Genomic DNA, 18,308 nt, shown 5'->3' with positions numbered 1-18,308 from the left:
CGATCGCCAGATCCCGTATCAAAGCCCCAGAAATTGCTACTCTGGGAGATAGAGATGCGGGATTTTCGGCTATGGACTTAGTTTTGTGCCACACAACAGCAGATTTTGACGCCTTGGGCGCGGCGGTGGGACTGTGCGTGCTGCGCCCCGGTAGCAGAATCGTGCTGACTGGCGGTTGTCACCCGACTGTGCGGGATTTTTTGGCGCTACACCGCGACGAGTACCCGCTGATCGAACGTCGATCGGTCAATCCGCAACAAATTCGATCTATTAGTATAGTAGATGCCTCGGGGCGCGATCGTTTAGGAAAAGCCGCCGAATGGTTAGACTTACCATACATCAACGAAATAGCCGTTTTTGACCATCACTTACAAGCCGATTTGGATATTCCCGCTACTGTCACACAGATTGAAGCAGTCGGCGCCACCACTACATTAATTGTCGAAAAACTCAAAAAAGCCGCAGAAAACAGCGATACAACATTTCGGCTTTTACCTTCAGAAGCCACAGTCATGGCCCTCGGTATCCACGTCGATACAGGTTCCCTCACCTTTGAGGGCGCAACGGCGCGAGATGCAATAGCTTTAGCGTGGTTGATGGAACAGGGAGCGAGTTTGCGGGTAATCTCGGAATATGTAGAACCCGGTTTGTCTCCGGAATTGCAGGATTTGCTCAGAGAAGCGTTGGAAAATTTGCGATCGCAAACTTGGCACGGTTATACAGTAACTTCAGTATTACTATCCACTGAATCTTACGTTCCCGGACTTTCGGCGCTAGCTTCTCGCTTGCTAGATTTAACTGAAACCGATGCTTTACTTTTAGGCAATGTCTATAAATTTAGCGAAAACGACAACAATCGCCACATCTCCGAATCCGCAGTTTCCAACCGCTTAGCTATTATCGGTCGATCGCGCATTTCCAGCACAAACCTCAGCGAATTGTTCAAACCTTTCGGCGGTGGAGGGCACGCCCGCGCCGCCTCCCTCGCCACCCGCGATGTTGACGCCCTACTGACTTTAAATCAATTAGCCGACGAACTTAAAGCTCAAATCCCGCACCCTCCCACCGCCCGCGAGTTAATGTCATCCCCAGTGCGGAGCATTCGCCCGGAAACCTCCGTGGGAGATGCTCACCGTATCCTCCTACGCTACGGGCATTCTGGACTTTCAGTTGTCGATACGGGCGATCGACTGGCAGGCATTATCTCGCGCCGCGACATTGATATTGCCCTACACCACGGTTTCAGTCACGCCCCAGTCAAAGGTTACATGACTCCGCAGCTAAAAACTATCGCCCCGGATACCTTGTTACCAGAAATTGAAGGTTTAATGGTGACATACGATATCGGGCGTTTACCAGTATTGGAAAACGGCCAACTGGTAGGAATTGTGACTCGCACAGACGTATTGCGGGAATTGCACCAGCAAAAAGCCCGCGATAGAAGCAGTAATCCTCAATTGTCCGATTATCCTGTATCTGAATCGGTTGAGCAATTATTGCGATCGGGCATTAGTAGCGAATTATGGCAATTATTGTCGATCGCGGCCAACATAGCACGAGAGCGCGGCTGGCAACTTTATATTGTCGGTGGAGCAGTCCGCGATTTACTGCTAGCCAAGGATGATAAACTAACGCTCACAGATATTGATTTGGTAGTCGATGGAAACTGCGGTGCCCACGATTCCGGCGCTGGAGTCGAATTAGCCTCAGCGCTGCAAAAGCTTTACCCAGACTCGCGTTTAGACGTTCACGGTCAATTTCAAACCGCCGCCCTGTTGTGGCACAAAGACTCTGCTTTCGGCTCGCTCTGGCTGGATATCGCTACGGCTCGTACAGAATTTTACCCTTATCCGGCTGCAAATCCTGAAGTTGAAGCGAGTTCGATCCGTCAAGATTTGTACCGCCGGGATTTTACAATTAATGCGTTAGCTGTGCGGTTGGGTGTGCCGCGCAGTGGCGAATTGTTGGATTTTTTTGGTGGTTTGCTGGATTTGGAAGCGCGGCAAATTCGAGTTTTACACGCTAATAGTTTTATTGAAGATCCGACGAGAATTTATCGGGCTGTGCGGTTTGCGGTACGGCTGGGATTTGTAATTGAATCGCAGACGGAAGGATACATCCGCCACGCTTTGGAAAGCGGGATTTATTACCGCATTCAGGGGGAAAACGGCAGAGCTCCGGCTTTGGAAACTCGCCTCAAAAGTGAGTTAAAATACATTTTGCAAGCTCCTTATTGGAAAGTTGCTTTGCAAATGCTGGGAGATTTGCAGGCTTTGCGCTGCATTCATCCTACTCTGGAGTTGGATCGTCCGTTGTGGCGGCGACTGCGTTTGCTCGATCGATGTTTGAATGGAAGGAAGAAGGAAGAAGGTTCGGCAGCGGATTCTGTAACGGATTTAACGGATGTAATGGATGGAAAGAAGGAAGACGGAAGACGGAAGACGGAAGACGGAAGAGGAAATCAGGCAGCAAATATTACCAATTACCAATTACCAATGCCCACCCTTCGACTTCGCTCAGGGCAAGATGCCCAATGCCCACCCTTCGACTTCGCTCAGGGCAAGATGCCCAATGCCCGATTACCAATTACCAATTCCCAATTCCCAATTATCAATATTCCAGATTGGCTGATGCGGCTGGAAGTTTTGATTGCTTATTTAGCACCGGAATATCGGGTTAAGGTGGCTATAAATCTTCAGTTACCTGCTGATAGTATTAAGCGGCTGGAAGTTTTGGAAGCTGGAAATCAGGAATTAGCAAAGGGTTTACTGAAGTGTAATTTACCCAGTCAATTGGTGTTTCTGTTGAGGAATCATGAGTTGCCGCTGTTAATTGCGATCGCCCTGCAAAGCCCCCGCAGCGCCCGCCGCCAGATTTGGGAATACCTCACCCGGTGGGCAAATGTTGAGTCGCCATTGAACGGCAATGACTTGAAGGCATTGGGTTACAAGCCAGGGCCTGGGTTTAAACGGATGTTGGATGATTTGTTGGCTGCGAGGTTGGATGGCGATTTGGGCGATCGGGCTACTGCTATCTCTTTCTTAGCACAACGCTATCCTCAATCTTAGTAGGGTGTGTCAGCCGCGCGTTATTTTTTGTATAATTGATTAGCTAATTGCTGACACAGCATACTCAACTTTTACTATCCGTTAAATTGCGTACATTTATCGTTGCCGAACTTCCTTAGGAATGAAAATTTAATAACTGTTGCTTGTTGCTTTTTACCAGGAAGAGCCTGGTAATGCATATCCGGAGGAAGAGCCTCCTTGTAGCTCGCAGCTTATAGGAGAGAGGACTGTAGGATATGTTTAATTTATTAAATTTTCGATCCTTATTCCATCCGTTAAATCCGTTAAAAAATCCGTTTCCCAACTTCCTTTACAAACCGATCGCACATTATTAATATTCCGATAATTCACGTGAAAAAACAGCGCCCTCCTGGTTTAATCGCAATTGTACTTTACAAAAGTTTTGTGGCTGCCCTCTTGACAGTAACTTCGCTCGCTTTGCTTTTAGCACTAAAAAATCATCAAGCATTGGAGGATTTTTCAGAATCTTATTTGTTAGAAAGCAAGCTGAAAATTATTGAATTTTTATTATACAAAATTCTAATCATTAAGCCTAAAACCTTACTTTTTAGCGGGCTGGCAGCCGCCATGTATGCAGGTTTAACCGCTGTTGAAGCGGTTGGTTTGTGGTACGAAAAAGGTTGGGCAACAATTTTAGTGTTAGTGCTGGTAGGAATCAGTATTCCACCAGAAATATATGAGTTATTTCAGGGTGTCACCGTACTTAAGTTAGCCGTATTTATCGCAAATATAGCAGTGTTATGGTATTTGCTGCACCATTTGCCGAAACACGGTAAGGGAGATTAAAGTTGACATGATTCAGAGGAAACTCACTTGATTTGATCCCTGTCAGGATCTTCAATAGACTTGCATTGCATTCCCAAGCTTTCCAATCAGGAAATGAATCTGCGTTGCTCCCAACACGCATCAAAATCACCAGCTTTTTTATTTCCCCAAGCTCAAACTCGACATAGGGTCATCATAAATATCACAATAGTGCTTATAAGTCAAATAAAAACCTAAATATTTACATAAAGCTGCGAATCGTAAAGATTTGGTAAACCGAAGAGGGGTGATACCCCCCACGCGCTATAGTCAGATAAATAGATGCACCCTGATGGCTTTCCCGTTCCACAAGAGCGGGATTTTTATTGGAAAAATATTGTGTTAAGTTTTTTAAGACGCCTGCTACAGATACAATAACGCGGGGATGCAAAGATGATCGGGATCAGAAGAGAGCCAAAACTAGGGGGCCGATCGTCGATCGAACATCAGCCCTAAAGAAAGCGAAATCACCCAAAGGCGGTAGCATAGTTGGGGAACCGGCATCAACTAAAGATGAACAGAGCGCCAGCAACAGTCCTGCAAAAGGGCAAATATCAAATCAACGCGACTTTAGGCAGAGGAGGGTTCGGCATCACTTACCGAGCTATCCACACCCATTTAAACCAAACCGTCGTACTCAAAACCCTCAACGAAAGTCTGCGCCAACACCCAGCATCTACCCAATTTCAGCAGCAGTTTATTGCCGAAGCCCAACGCCTGTCCCGATGCCAGCATTCCAACATCGTCAGGGTAATTGACTTTTTTCAAGAAGCCGGACAGTCTTTTATCGCGATGGACTACATTCCGGGCAAAACTCTCGTCCAAATAGTCGAAACCAGTCAGCCGCTACCAGAAGCGCAGGCCCTGCACTACATTCGGCAAATAGCCTCAGCCGTAAGTACAGTTCACCACAGCGGATTGCTGCATGGAGACATCAAGCCAGAAAATATGATCCGCCGAGCCGATTCTCACCTAGTAATGTTGATAGACTTCGGCATTGCGCGCGACTTTACCGCCGGCACGAAACAAACTCACACTAACTTGCTCTCCCCAGGGTACGCGCCGATCGAACAATACCTCTATGACGGTAAATGTACACCGGCCACAGATGTTTACGCGATCGCCGCCACTCTTTACTACTTGCTCTCCGGCGTGCCGCCCGTAGCAGCCCCCCTGCGCGATCGCATTCCCCTAGCTTCTTTGCGGCAATTTCAGCCCAACCTCAGCCCCAGAATCGAGCGAGCAATCCTCCAGGGACTCGAAACCGACCCCCAGAAACGCCCCCAGACAGTGGAAAATTGGCTTACCATGCTGCAAGAAACAGAGCTAGTACCAGCACAGAAAAAAGGCAAGCAAAGTCTGCGATTGCCCGCACCTCCCCCGCCGCAGTTAACTCTGCTGGCGTTTGTCGTAACGGCTGCAATTGCAGGCTGGATGGGTTTTGACTTGGCCTGGCGCTACAACAGCATCAGTGTCAGCAACAACGGATCGACCACTCAATCCTTCCCATCTCTCGAAGATTTGCTTAAATCCCAGGATTTGTCAGGGCCGATGTTCGCCCAGCCGTCTGTCGAAAGCAGCCCTCTCCCCCCACTCCAACTCAACAAGCGCCCCAAACCCACCTCAGACAGCAGCAGCATACCCGAACCGATCGATCCCTCAGCAACTAGCGCCCAACCTTCTGCATCCCCAAGCCCGGAAACTCCCGCCGAGCAGCCGGAACCGAAACCTTCAGCATCCCCGACGCCGGAGCCAGAAGCGCAGGCTGCTGAGTCTCCGAGTCCCGAGCCTCAAACCGAAATCGAACCCGAACCCCAAGCAGCATCGGCACCGGTACCGGAAGTTGCGCCCCTGCCGCCGGAACCGCCCAAATACTCGCCCCCCGCACCCGAAGGCCCTGTGGCGAAGAGTGCTGAAACCTTGCCGCAGTCGGAATCCGCGCCAGCACTAGGATCGCCGAGTGTGCGATCGTCGGCGATCGCGCCAATACCAAGCCAAAGCGGGAGCAATTCCGATAGCTCGATCGCACCTTACTCTCCGCCCCCTGTGGCAGAACCGACTGTGCCTTGGACGGAACCTGTGACCAATTAAAATTATTTTTTTCGGTTAAAAGTTCGGACAAAGATTTGGTTTTATCAGTCAGCAAATAGGAGATCGATTGTGGATTAAATAACACCATTCCGAACCACCGACTATCTCGCAAAACCTGCGATAGACTCGGAAAAATCCAACAGCCTCTGCCTGACTAGAGCGCATATTTCCTATTCCATCGGCAATCAGAATGCCTGCTGCAAAAAAATGTATAAACCTTGGATTATTTATAATAAATATGTTAAAATATAGGCCGCACAGGTAATGTGATGTCGCGCATTGCTTGGGCCAAACCTACGAGGTTGAGAAAGTAGTAAGCAACAAGAGATCTGAAAATCCGGCCGGTGGTCGAGGTGGCAGCCCGGATGCGATCTACTGCCGGAGCGATCGCCAACCCTGAAAAAAGTTCTTTGTTTCCCGGCTGCACTCCTGGCAGTAGATGGTTTCCGGCAAACTTCCTTTCTTTGGAAGCACCATCGAGGAGAATCAAGTTATAATTTGTTGCGGAAGCGCACAGAGATTTTTTTATGAGTAAACCCCCAGTTCATGCTTTTTTTGTAGGCAGAGCAGTTGCCGAAGCACTATACGAGCAATTAGAAAGCGCAGCAACCAACGCTTTCTCGGAACTCGGCAAATTTGACGCCGAACAAAGACAACGCCTGCGCCAATTCACCGATCGAGTGGTAGAACGGGCAAACCGAGCTGCGGATGAGGCGATGCAGACCAGAACTGGCACTGCCACCACCAGCACCACTACCATTCAAGATATCCCTCCCGCCGACTTGCAAGTAACGATCGACGAGCTGCGCGCTGAAGTCGCTCTGGTGCGATCCGAATTGCAGCGCTACCGCAGCAGTTTGCCTTAACAAAGGGCGATTCAAGCTCGGGATAGCTGTGCTTCGCGATGATCGCAACAACTATTGATTACTACACGAGCGCAAAGCAATGCGCTCCTGCGCTCCTTCCTACCTGCAATCAAAGCAACAATATAAAATAAGCAATTTGGGAACCCAAGTGTCTGCTCTCCTTGATGACTCTGTTAATCGCCAGCGCTCCCCCAAGCGTACTAGCGACGCCGATGAGCCAACAACTGCTGGTAAATCCTACAAAAGTAAATCTTATCGCTGGAATCGCGAAAAATATTCCCGGCAGCGGCGCTTCTTCGACATTTGGGCCTTTGTCTTGCTCTGGCTGGCTTCGCTGTGGTTCGACAGCAAAAACTGGAGCTACTGGGGAGGCGTAACTGAAGAAAAGAAAGTTGCCAGACGCCGCTTTCAAGCTATCTGGGTTCGAGAAACACTATTGGATTTAGGCCCAACTTTCATTAAAGTTGGACAATTATTTTCCACCCGCGCCGACTTGTTCCCGGCAGAGTTTGTCGAGGAACTTTCTAAGCTGCAAGATAAAGTGCCTGCTTTCAGCTACGAACAGCTAGAGGTAATTGTCAAGCAAGATTTGGGCAAGACTGTTGAGGAACTCTACCGCAGCTTTGACCCCGTGCCCCTGGCCGCTGCCAGTTTGGGTCAGGTACACAAAGCTCAACTACACTCAGGCCCGGAAGTTGTAGTAAAAGTGCAACGCCCAGGACTGCGGAAGCTGTTTGAAATAGATTTGCAAATTCTCAAGGGAATTGCTCGCTATTTTCAAAACCATCCTAAGTGGGGCCGCGGCCGAGATTGGATGGGGATTTATGAGGAATGTTGTCGCATTCTGTGGCTGGAAATTGACTATCTCCATGAAGGCCGCAATGCTGATACTTTTCGCCGCAATTTTAGCAACTGCGACTGGGTGCGGGTGCCGCGAGTTTATTGGCGCTACGCGGCTCCGCGAGTCCTGACTTTGGAATACCTGCCGGGAATTAAAATCAGCCATTACGAAGCTCTCGAAGCGGCCGGGATCGATCGCAAGTTAATCGCTCAGTTGGGCGCGAAAGCTTATTTGCGGCAGTTGCTCAACGATGGCTTTTTCCACGCAGATCCCCACCCCGGCAATATCGCTGTTAGTGCTGACGGAGCTCTGATTTTCTACGATTTCGGCATGATGGGTCAAATTCAGTCAAACGTCCGCGAAGGACTGATGGAGACTCTCTACGGCATTGCTTCCAAGGATGGACAGCGGATTATGGATTCTCTGATCAATTTGGGGGCTTTGGTTCCGACAGGCGATATGAGTCCGGTGCGCCGATCGATCCAGTATATGCTGGATAACTTCATGGACAAGCCTTTTGAAAATCAGTCCGTGAGCGCCATTACAGACGACCTTTACGATATTGCCTACAACCAACCTTTTCGCTTCCCAGCTACTTTTACTTTTGTGATGCGAGCTTTTTCCACCATCGAAGGGGTGGGCCGAGGCTTAGATCCAGAGTTTAATTTTATGGAGGTGGCACAACCTTTTGCCATGCAGCTTATGAGTAATGGAAATGGCTATGACGCTAGTGGCAGCATTTTTAACGAAATCGGCCGTCAGGCGGCTCAGGTGAGTTCGACTGCTTTGGGTTTGCCGCGCCGGATTGAGGAGACGATTGACAAGCTCGAACAGGGTGATTTGCGGATTCGCGTCCGTTCAGCCGAAACAGAGCGCTTGCTCCGCCGCATGAGCAGCGCTCAAGTCAGCACGAATTACGCGATGTTGATGAGTGCTTTTACTGTCTCGGCAACAATTATGTTTGTCAGCAATCTAGTCTGGCCGGCTGCGGGTTTGGCAGTGCTGGCGGCTGGTGCGGGGTTGGCTATGGTGCGCGTCTTCAAGCGGATCGATCGTTTAGACAGGATGTCATAATTTTGCAATGTCAAATTTGCAATTTTAATTTGAGATTTCTCACCAGCCAAAAGTTGAAAAGTGAACGTTCAGTTTTGGCTGGCCAACCACAGATTTGTCAGCTCGATTACCATAACAATGAAAGTTCGTAGTAATGAAAGTTCGTAGTGCGGACTTTAGTCCGCAAAATGCTGCGGACTAAAGTCCGCACTACAAACCTTAATTATTGCACAATCGATCCTACATGATAGTTGAAGCCGGAAATATTCTCGATATTTAGCGATTTTTGAAGTGATTTTGGCAACAGCCAGTTTAGCTTGGCGTCGCTATTTTGTAGCCTGATATTGTTGCGATATAATTTGCATTATTTGCGCTTCAGGTTTCGTTCGTGCTTTCTAAGATGTCGAGGGTTAAGTGCTTTGCTCGCATCCTTGATTAACCAACTGTTTAAACCTTGGAATAAATAGGATGTTAAAGCATAACATCCGGTATTTGCGAGTTACAACCTCTATATTTTGTTAAGAAACTAGATTTCCGATTCTACATCAGGTAAGGAACCAAAATTTAATAACTTAAACACCTCATATAATCCTTTTTCCTATAAGCTGCGATTTAAAACGAGGCTATTTCTAAAAATATTAGTTACCCGGTTATTCCTGGCAACAGTAAAATCAATTAAATGATTGAATTTTCATTCCTAAGTGCCAAATTGTATATTTAATGACATGACCAATGAAAAGTGAAAATATTATCAGTTTTGGTGCGATCGCCAAAAACCCGGCTTCTTTCGAGAATAAACCGGGTTTTGATCTGATATATGCGATAGATTTCAATCTATCTACAGTAGTTTCGTGGTAGTAACGCCATTACTTGTGAGTGGATTAGCTGGGCTGGTAGGAGAAGTAACTAACAGGTTCTTGTCCATAGCAGCAAGGCTGGCATCGGGAACAATATTATTAACACTGCTTGCCGTCTTAACACCAGTAACTGATTGAGTTGTACTGAGACTTAGAGGAGCAAAGAAACCGTTATTACCGTAGATGAGTATGTCATCATCGGTTTGACCACCAAAGTTCATCATACTAGAAATGGAACCGCCATTGATTAATGGATCGCTAGGGTTCGTCTTCGTGGTAGTTGGGGCGAGACTGCTGGCGCTAGTACCTGCTGGTAATTGGACAGCATTAGTGTTAGTTGCTGTCAGAATGCTGGTGCTAGTACCTGCTGGTGCTACAGCATTAGTGGTAGTAGTTGCTGTCAGAATACTGGCGCTAGTACCTGTTGGTAACTGATTGATAGTTGAACTTGCTAATGCAGGAACAGTATTGTTTTGCACACCGGGCAAGTTCGGATTAAGACTGCCAGTCATCGAATCGTCAGCATCTAAAGAAATACCGGTTAACGGATCGATATTTGATGGAGTATTGAAACCTTGAGGTAGGGCGCCGTTGTAGCTGTAGGAGACAAAGCGAGAACTGTCAATTTGATTGAATTGAACGTCTTTTAAGACCGCTAACTGTTCGCCACTGTCTGCAATGGTAATCAAGGAATCGTTAGTAAAACCGTTCGCCCCTTGGGAGATTTTGATTTGGTCAAAGGTGAGATTGCCGTTGAGTCCGAGATAATCTCGATCGGCTTGGAAGGAGAAAATCTGATCGACTCCCGCATTTTGCCCGATGACAAACAGATCGCTAGTGATGCCTCCAAACAGCGTATCTTCGCCATTTTCGCCGTTAATGACGTTGTTACCTTCGCCACCGTAAAGAAGGTCATTGCCGTCGTTACCGTTCAAGGTATCGTTGCCGCTGCTGCCATTTAACAAGTCGTTGCCGCCCCCACCATTGAGGATGTCGTCACCGGTACCAGCATCGAGACTGTCATCGCCTAAATCGCCGAACAGGTAGTCGTTTCCAGCTTCTCCACTTAGCAAGTCGTTGCCACAACCGCCATCGAGGGTGTCACGGCCCGCACCTCCCAGCATCGTGTCATCATCGCATTGACCGAGTAACAAGTCATTGCCGGCACCTCCTCCCATGAAGTCGTTGCCAGAACCGCCGAAGAGGGTATCGTTGCCAGAATCGCCTGTCAGAGTGTCGTCGCCGGAATCGCCGTAAACCAAGTCGTTGCTGGCGCCGCCGTCCATCAAGTCAGTTTCGTCGCCGCCGTAGAGGGTATCTTCGCCAACTTCGCCGAAAATCGTGTCTTGACCTTCACTACCGGAAATTTGGTCATTTCCAGCGCCTCCGAACAGCTTGTCATCGTCCATGCTGCCTTCGATTTTGTCGTCGCCAGCCCCTCCAAGTAATTGGTCGTTGCCCGTACCGCCGAAGAGTTCGTCGTTGCCCGCGCCGCCGTCGATGGTGTCGTAGCCGGAACCGCCGTCAATTTTGTCGTCGCCAGCTTCTCCGAAAATTTTGTCGTCGTCTTCGTTGCCCCAAACGTTGTCGTTGCCTGCGTTGGCGTTGATGAAGTCGTTGCCTGCTTGACCCCAAATTTGGTCGTTTCCGTCGCCACCGAATACGGAGTCGTCGCCGGAACCTGCATCAATGTTGTCGTTTCCGGTTTGTCCGAAGATGGTGTCAATGTTGTCACCGCCGTAAATTTGGTCGTTGCCACGGCCGCCGTCGATGAAATCTCGGTCTTCGCGGCCGTAGATTTCGTCGTCGCCGTCGTTGCCGAATACGGTGTCGTTGCCGGTACCGGCATCGATAAAGTCGTTGTCTTCGTTACCTTCGATGCTGTCGTTGCCGGATTGACCGAAAATTCGATCGACCCCTTCACCACCAGAGAGAGTATCGTTGTTCGCGCCGCCGTCAATGAAGTCGTCACCGCTGTTACCTTCGGCGATATCGTTGCCGTCGTTGCCGTAAATTCGATCGCGCCCTTCCCCGCCACTCAAGCTATCATCGCCTGCGTTGCCTTCTAGGTAGTCGTCTCCGTTGTTACCGGAGAGGGTATCAGTACCGATTTGACCGAAAAGTCGATCGTCCCCTTCACCACCATCCAAACTGTCATTGCCGGCTTCACCCCAGAGAACGTCATCTCCCGTTTGTCCCAACAGCGTATCGTTGTTATCGCCGCCCCAGAGTTCGTCATTATCGGCATTGCCTTCTAAAAGGTCATCGCCCGCACGGCCGTACAATCGATCGCGGCCGTCGTTGCCGAAGAGAGTATCGTTCTCAGTACCGCCGTCAACCATGTCGTCACCGCTACCGCCGGAGAGGGTGTCTTTACCCGCTTCACCGTAAACCTCGTCGCTGTCATCGCCGCCATCGAGAATGTCGTCGCCGGTGCCGCCGAACAGGGTGTCGCTGCCGGATTCTCCTAGCAAACTGTCGCCGTCATCGCCTCCCCAGAGGGTGTCGCTGTCGTTGCCCCCCAGGATGGTATCAAGGCCAGCTTGTCCGTACAGGCGATCGCGCCCTTCATTGCCCTGTAGCAAATCATTCCCCAAACCGCCATCCACAATATCATCGCCGCGACTGCCGAGAACCGTATCATCGCCAGCTTGTCCGAACAAACTATCGTTATTGTCACCGCCGTCTAGGAAGTCGTTACCGTCGCCGCCTTCGAGGGTGTCATTTTCGCTACCGCCATCCAGGGAGTCGTTACCGAGTTCGCCGAAAAGTCGGTCTGTTCCTGAGTTGCCTTCGAGGATGTCATCGCCACCGCTACCGTAGAGAGTATCGCTGTCAGATTGACCGAGAAGGGTATCGTTTCCTTCGCCTCCCAACAGGGAATCATCGCCGGAACCGCCTTGCAGTAAGTCGCTGCCAGCTTGACCGTATAATGTATCTTTGTCGTTCCCGCCGTAGAGACTGTCATTGCCATCGCCAGCATTCAGGAAGTCATCGCCGTTTTCGCCGAACAGGTTGTCATCGCCAGCTTGGGCGAATAGAGTGTCATTGTCTTGCCCACCCCAGAGATAGTCGTTGCCACTACCGGCATCAAGTAAGTCTTTGCCGTCGCCGCCGTAGAGACTGTCATTGCCTTCGGCTGCATCGAGGCTGTCGTTGCCAGATTCACCAAACAGCTTGTCATCGCCAGTTTTACCGAGTAAAGTATCGTCGTCTTGACCTCCATAAAGTAGGTCATTACCACTTCCGGCATCAAGGAAGTCTTTGCCCTCGGCCCCGTAGAGAGAATCATTGCCATCGCCTGCATTCAGGATGTCGTTGCCCGATTCCCCAAACAGGTTGTCATCGCCAGCTTGGGCTAATAAGGTGTCATCATCTTGACCACCCCAAAGTTGGTCGTTGCCTGTTCCAGCATCGAGGATATCTTTGCCGTCGCCACCGTAGAGGTTGTCGTTGCCTTCGGCTGCGTTGAGGATGTCGTTGCCACCTTCCCCAAACAGGTTGTCATCGCCAGCTTTGCCGAGTAAAGTGTCATCGCCTTGACCTCCATAAAGTTGGTCGTTGCCAATTCCAGCATCGAGGATGTCTTTGCCGTCGCCGCCGTAGAGGTTGTCGTTGCCTTCTGCTGCATCGAGGGTGTCGTCGCCCGCTTCGCCGTAGAGGTTGTCGTCGCCTTCTTTACCGAGGAGGATGTCGGCATCATCGCCGCCGTAGAGTTGGTCGTTGCCGAGGCCTGCATTGAGGGTGTCTTTGCCGGTGCCGCCGTAGAGGAAGTCGTTGCCGATTCCGGCGTCTAGGGTGTCGTCGCCTGCATCGCCTCTGAGTGTGTCGTTGCCGACTTCGCCGATGAGGGTGTCTTTGTCGTCGCCGCCGGACATTTCGTCGTCGCCGGTGCCGCCGTAGATTAGGTCGGTGTCTCCTTCTCCGTAGAGTTTGTCGTTGTCGCTTTCGCCGTAGATGGTGTCTTTGTCGTCACCACCGTAGATGTTGTCATCGCCGGCGCGTCCGTACAGGCTGTCGTTGCCAGCATTGCCGTAGATAGTGTCGTTGCCGTAGCTGCTGTCGCTGCTGCCGCTGTCGCCGGAGACAAAATCATCGCCAATACCTGCGTCTACGAAGTCGCTGCCGTCGCCGCCGTACACAAAGTCGTTGCCGGCTTCACCGTAGAGAGAGTCTTCTCCTTGGTTGCCAAAAATCCTGTCGCTGCCCGTACCGCCGGAAATTTCGTCATTGCCGAATTCGCCGTAGAGTTGGTCGTTGCCGTCGAGGCCGTTGATTTTATCGTCGCCGCTACCGCCAGTGAGAGTGTTGGCATTTTTGTCGCCTGTAATGTCGTCGTTGAATTCGGAACCGACAACGTTTTCGACTCCGGTAATGGCATCATTTGCACCGGAACCGTCGGTGGCTGTACCTGTTTCGAGGTTGACGGTGACACCGTTGAAGTCGCGGCGGTAGCTGACAATATCTATGCCATCTCCGCCGTCAAAGCTGTCATTTCCTTGGTGGCCGATGAGGATGTCATTTCCGGCTAAGGCTTTGATTTGATTGTCTTTGCTGTTGCCAATCAGGATGTCATCAAAGCGTGTGCCGGTGATGTCTTCTAAGTTGGTTAGCTTGTCGGTGTTGCCGAAACCGTCTTTGGCTGCGCCGGAGTCGATTTCAAAGTCGCGTTCTAAGTCTGTGTAGAATTGGTCGGGGTTTGCTGGATTGACGGCTTGTCTCGCCCGTTGTCTTTTGTTGTGTTCGTAGGTTTGGCTTTCATCGATGTTGACAATGACTCCGTTTGGTGAGTTATCGTAGTTAACTCGATCGACTCCTTCACCGCCATCTATTAAATCATCGCCTGCTTCTGCTGTTAAGAAGTCGTTGCCAGTACCGCCGTAAAGTTCGTCGTTGCCAGCATTGCCGTTGAGAGTATCTTCGCCGGCTTGACCTAAAAGTACATCGTCATCGGCGCCGCCAAACAGAGTATCTTTGCCATCGCCACCATCGATCAAATCTTTGCCGTCTTCGCCAAACAGCGAATCATCGCCAGCTTGTCCGAAAATATCGTCATCGTCGGCCCCGCCAAAAATCGTGTCTTGGTCATTGCCGCCTTCCAACCAGTCGTTACCGGTGTTGCCTTCAATTAAGTCGCTGCCGGCTTGTCCGTAGATTTCGTCATCGCCTTCGTTGCCTTGGAGGTAGTCTTGGCCGTTGCCGCCATCAATGAAGTCGTCGCCTGCGTTTCCTTGTTGGGTGTCGCTGCCTTCTTGTCCGTAGAGGATGTCGTCGCCTTCGTTACCTTGGATGAAGTCGCGGCCGCTGCCACCTTCGGCGTAGTCTTCGCCTTCGTTGCCTTGGATGAAGTCGTTGCCTGCTTGGCCGTAGAGTTTGTCGTTGCCAGAGTTGCCGTAGAGTTGGTCATCTCCTAGTTCGCCGTAGAGAATATCGTCATCATTTCCACCACTAAGGATGTCTTCATTATCACCGCCGAAAAGTATGTCGGCATCGTTGCCACCGCTAAGGGTGTCGTTTCCTTCTTGCCCGAATAAGGAGTCGCTGCCTTTGTCGCCGTTGAGGATGTCTTTACCAAGTTCGCCGTAAAGGATGTCATTGCCATCGTTGCCGTTGAGAATATCTTCGTTATCGCCACCGAAGAGTTGGTCTTGGTCGCTGCCACCACTGAGTGTATCGTTGTCTTTGCCTCCATAAATGTTGTCATTACCTTCATTGCCTTGAATGTTATCGTTACCTTCATCACCTGTAATTTGGTCATCACCAGCATCACCTCTAATAAAGTCGTTACCTTCGTTTCCTTGAAGTATATCTTGGCCGTTACCACCCGAAATAGTATCTTGTCCTGTATTACCTTTAATGAAATCATCGTCATTGTCTCCTGCTAAGTTATCGTTACCGTTACCACCATCGATATAGTCATCGCCATTTCCACCAGAGATCAAATCATTACCGTCAAATGCAGTGCCAGTATAATCGACGATGATAGGTGGTTTAACTTTAACTCCGCTGACATAATCTGCCGGAGCTATGTTAGTAGTATTAAGTCCATTTTGGACTGTTATATCTCCTGCTTGAGCAATTTCAAATTGTTTACCACCAAACAGTGTATCTCTGTTATCTCCACCATAAATTTCATCGTTACCTAGATCCCCTTCTATGAAATCTCTACCTTTGTTTCCCCATATCTGATTATCTGCAATATTTCCAGTAATCCAGTCGTTTCCTTGGGTTCCCACCAAGTTTTCAATAGTTGCATCGAAAGATCCACTGGATGGACTATAAGCAAGTAGAGTACCAAATTCATGGGTGTTAAACTTGAACTCTCCTGCTGGAATAGAACCGAAAATAAAATCTAGTAAATTTGGTTGACTAGATTTATATTTTTTCAGGTTCGTATATTCAAGATTATAAGCAGACATTTTAGTAAGAACGCCACCTTGTCTCATCTCAAATCTATAGTCTATATTTGCATTCTGATATAACGAGAGCATGGATGGAATCTGAGAAAAATCTAACGTGTCTATACCACTACTATCCCAAATTGTACTTCTAAGTTTTGTTTCTGGCGTTACTCTACTGAAACTAGGATAATAATCAGTGCCATTTACTTGATATTTGTCAACACTGTTCGTAAACTCATATGTTGTATTTCCATCATTTTTTGACTTAGCACCATAATGTTTTTGTAACGCTAAAATATCGTAAGGCATTAAAGATACTGGCCATGCTCCTCCGAAGTTGTAAGTCATGACTGTGTTAGACAAGTTATCTTCATTGTCTGATAATATAGCTCCATCTTCATGAGGGTGTTTTAGTCCTAAAGCATGACCAATTTCATGAATAATTGCTTCATAAGCCCATGTCCCTGGTAATGAAGAAAAAGATTCGTTAGCATTTCTTCCAAAAAAAACATCACCTCCAATAGCTTCTGGTTTATCTTGATCGTCCAAAGGATAAAAAGCACCGGCTGTATTAGATTTATCCATCATAAACCTTATTTTCCCAGCCTGAGTTAGCTTTTTATAAGGAGATGATTGAGAGGTATCCCAAGAATAATAAGCATCTTCCACTTTTTCTGATTGCAGATTAAAATCAAGCTGAATAACAGGTGTAAAAACCTGGCTTAAAATTTCTTCAGTATTAGTAATAATGCCGTTGTCTGTGATAGCAGATACTTCATAGCTGGAAAATTTAGGATGTAGCTTTACTGCCTCATAATTAGTAACAAAGCTATAGGTGATTGTTTTATTTGTCCACCATGTAGATTGTTCTAATGCGCTAATATCAGGAGAATTTTGCTCGACCTGAATAGCTTGACCATCTAATCGAAGTGTTTTTGAGTCGTTTTCTACTTTTAATGACTGAATATATGGATCGCTCAAATTCACCCCACGCATGATCGCTGAAAAGAACTCACCTTCATCCCCAGGAGTATCCGAAGTATTAATGTGCCAATCCACAGAATGACCAATTTCTTCCAATAAAACACTCGTAATCCCTTGAAGATTGTCATTATTTTGAGTCAAAAAGTCTTGGGAAACATAAATGGTATTATTTGAACCCGCATAGGCAGCATTAGCCCCTTGAAGTTCAGAACCAGTGCGAATTTCGATCGCAGGCAGAGATGCAAAGTCGCTGTTAACCCACTGCTGGCGGATCTCTTCTAACTTACCAGTATCAAAATTTGTGCCGAAAATACTTTGAACTTTGGCTACAAAATCATCACCATTGGCAAAATTATTTAAAATGCTGTAAGCCTGTTGTAGAGAAGCTTCGATCGCAGAATTGAAAGAGTTGTTAGAAGTCATGGTTTTATTCTCCAAGAGTAGATACAATGTGTGCTGAAAATTGACAAAAAGACTCCGCCGACACGCACAGACGTGTCACATTTACCGAATTTGCTCGCCTGAAAATTAGGGTCGATCGCCCTTCAAGTCATTTCAAGTCAGTTAAGGTATTGTTAAAAAGCTCGATCGCCCGCAACAACCGCAGACAACCGTCAAAGTCCGATTAGCTCAAAACCCGTATATCTACGCAAAACATACTCAGTGTTCGTGCGTAAACCTCTAAAAACATCGAAAAATCGTCAAACATACTCAATACACCCCGTGAAATTAATACACCCAACGACAACAACAGATTAATCGCACATCGGAATACCCCGTTTCCCATAACCCTTCAGATTTTGAAGTCTCGGGAATTTGGGCCCAACCGCCTAACTGTTGCTTACATTTACTTATCAGGGCGGACTCGGTAGTTTTATGCAAAACTCAACTTGTTTTTGGTAAAGCTTTGTAAAGACTCCGTGAAAGCACCGAAAAGAGCTGGTTTTTGGGAGTTGAAGCGCGATCGCCCCAACCACCTGATTGTCGATCGCACCAGAGGATTTATGCGCGGGTGGCCAGAAACCGGGTTTTTTACGAAAATTATTCGCTGTTACCAGGAGATTAGGCCAAAAACCCGGTTTCTTGAGCTTGGTGCGTAAGTCCTCATTTATCTATCAGGGCGGACTCGGTAGTTTTATGCAAAATTTCAATTTTTTTTGAGAAATTCTGTAAAGACTCCGTGAAAGCACCGGAAAAACCTGGTTTCGGGAGTTGAAGCGCGATCGCCCCAACCGCCTAACTGTTCCGTACATTTACTTATCAGGGCTAACTCGGTAGTTTTATGCAAAATTTCACTTTATTTTGAGAAATTCTGTAAATAC

8 protein-coding genes are annotated in these 18,308 nt (G+C 48.3%); 6 read left to right on the top strand and 2 right to left on the bottom strand.

All coding sequences use genetic code 11. The features are described from left to right. Positions 1–71: 71 nt before the first annotated feature. The 3 genes from QUB64_RS25350 (at position 72) to QUB64_RS25340 (ending at position 5,984) form a co-directional block, all read left to right on the top strand. Positions 72–3,068 carry a CBS domain-containing protein gene (locus QUB64_RS25350; protein WP_333276246.1) on the top strand — a complete coding sequence of 999 codons (2,997 nt, stop codon included), beginning with the start codon at positions 72–74 and terminating at the stop codon, positions 3,066–3,068. 351 nt (positions 3,069–3,419) lie between these two features. Continuing rightward, entirely contained in the window at positions 3,420–3,875 is a 456-nt protein-coding gene (locus QUB64_RS25345) for a DUF2127 domain-containing protein (RefSeq protein ID WP_333276172.1), read from the top strand. Positions 3,876–4,406: 531 nt separating this feature from the next. Further along, complete coding sequence (locus QUB64_RS25340; RefSeq protein WP_333276170.1) at positions 4,407–5,984, top strand: serine/threonine protein kinase; 1,578 nt, start codon at positions 4,407–4,409, stop codon at positions 5,982–5,984. Between the two features lie 241 nt (positions 5,985–6,225). On the opposite strand, the gene QUB64_RS25335 is transcribed toward QUB64_RS25340, so the two are convergent. Further along, complete coding sequence (locus tag QUB64_RS25335; protein WP_333276168.1) at positions 6,226–6,474, bottom strand: hypothetical protein; 249 nt, start codon at positions 6,472–6,474, stop codon at positions 6,226–6,228. A 37-nt stretch (positions 6,475–6,511) separates the two neighbouring features. Here QUB64_RS25335 and QUB64_RS25330 point away from each other — a divergent pair, with 37 nt between their 5' ends. Both QUB64_RS25330 and QUB64_RS25325 read left to right on the top strand, forming a co-directional pair. After that, positions 6,512–6,850 (top strand): DUF6825 family protein, encoded by a 339-nt coding sequence (locus QUB64_RS25330; RefSeq protein WP_333276166.1) that lies wholly within the window; start codon positions 6,512–6,514, stop codon positions 6,848–6,850. Between the two features lie 148 nt (positions 6,851–6,998). Continuing rightward, entirely contained in the window at positions 6,999–8,765 is a 1,767-nt protein-coding gene (locus QUB64_RS25325) for an ABC1 kinase family protein (protein WP_333276164.1), read from the top strand. 817 nt (positions 8,766–9,582) lie between these two features. On the opposite strand, the gene QUB64_RS25320 is transcribed toward QUB64_RS25325, so the two are convergent. Then, positions 9,583–17,409: a hypothetical protein gene (locus QUB64_RS25320; RefSeq protein ID WP_333276162.1), complete on the bottom strand. Its 7,827-nt coding sequence runs from the start codon at positions 17,407–17,409 to the stop codon at positions 9,583–9,585. A 497-nt stretch (positions 17,410–17,906) separates the two neighbouring features. On the opposite strand from QUB64_RS25320, the gene QUB64_RS25315 reads away from it, so the two are divergent. Beyond that, the gene (locus QUB64_RS25315) at positions 17,907–18,086 is read left to right on the top strand and encodes a hypothetical protein (protein WP_333276161.1); all 180 of its coding nucleotides are present in this window, start codon (positions 17,907–17,909) and stop codon (positions 18,084–18,086) included. Positions 18,087–18,308: the final 222 nt, after the last annotated feature.

Source organism: Microcoleus sp. Aus8_D2 (assembly GCF_036702665.1).
Lineage (GTDB): Bacteria > Cyanobacteriota > Cyanobacteriia > Cyanobacteriales > Microcoleaceae > Microcoleus.
The sequence above is the reverse complement of the archived record's forward strand: the minus strand, read 5'-3'. Positions and strand labels throughout refer to the sequence as shown.

What these genes read in the sequence shown, in the direction of transcription:
- QUB64_RS25350 (WP_333276246.1), top strand. Translation starts at nt 72, where the DNA reads ATGGACTTAGTTTTGTGCCACACAACAGCAGATTTTGACGCCTTGGGC.
- QUB64_RS25340 (WP_333276170.1), top strand. Translation starts at nt 4,407, where the DNA reads ATGAACAGAGCGCCAGCAACAGTCCTGCAAAAGGGCAAATATCAAATC.
- QUB64_RS25330 (WP_333276166.1), top strand. Translation starts at nt 6,512, where the DNA reads ATGAGTAAACCCCCAGTTCATGCTTTTTTTGTAGGCAGAGCAGTTGCC.
- QUB64_RS25320 (WP_333276162.1), bottom strand. Translation starts at nt 17,409, where the DNA reads ATGACTTCTAACAACTCTTTCAATTCTGCGATCGAAGCTTCTCTACAA.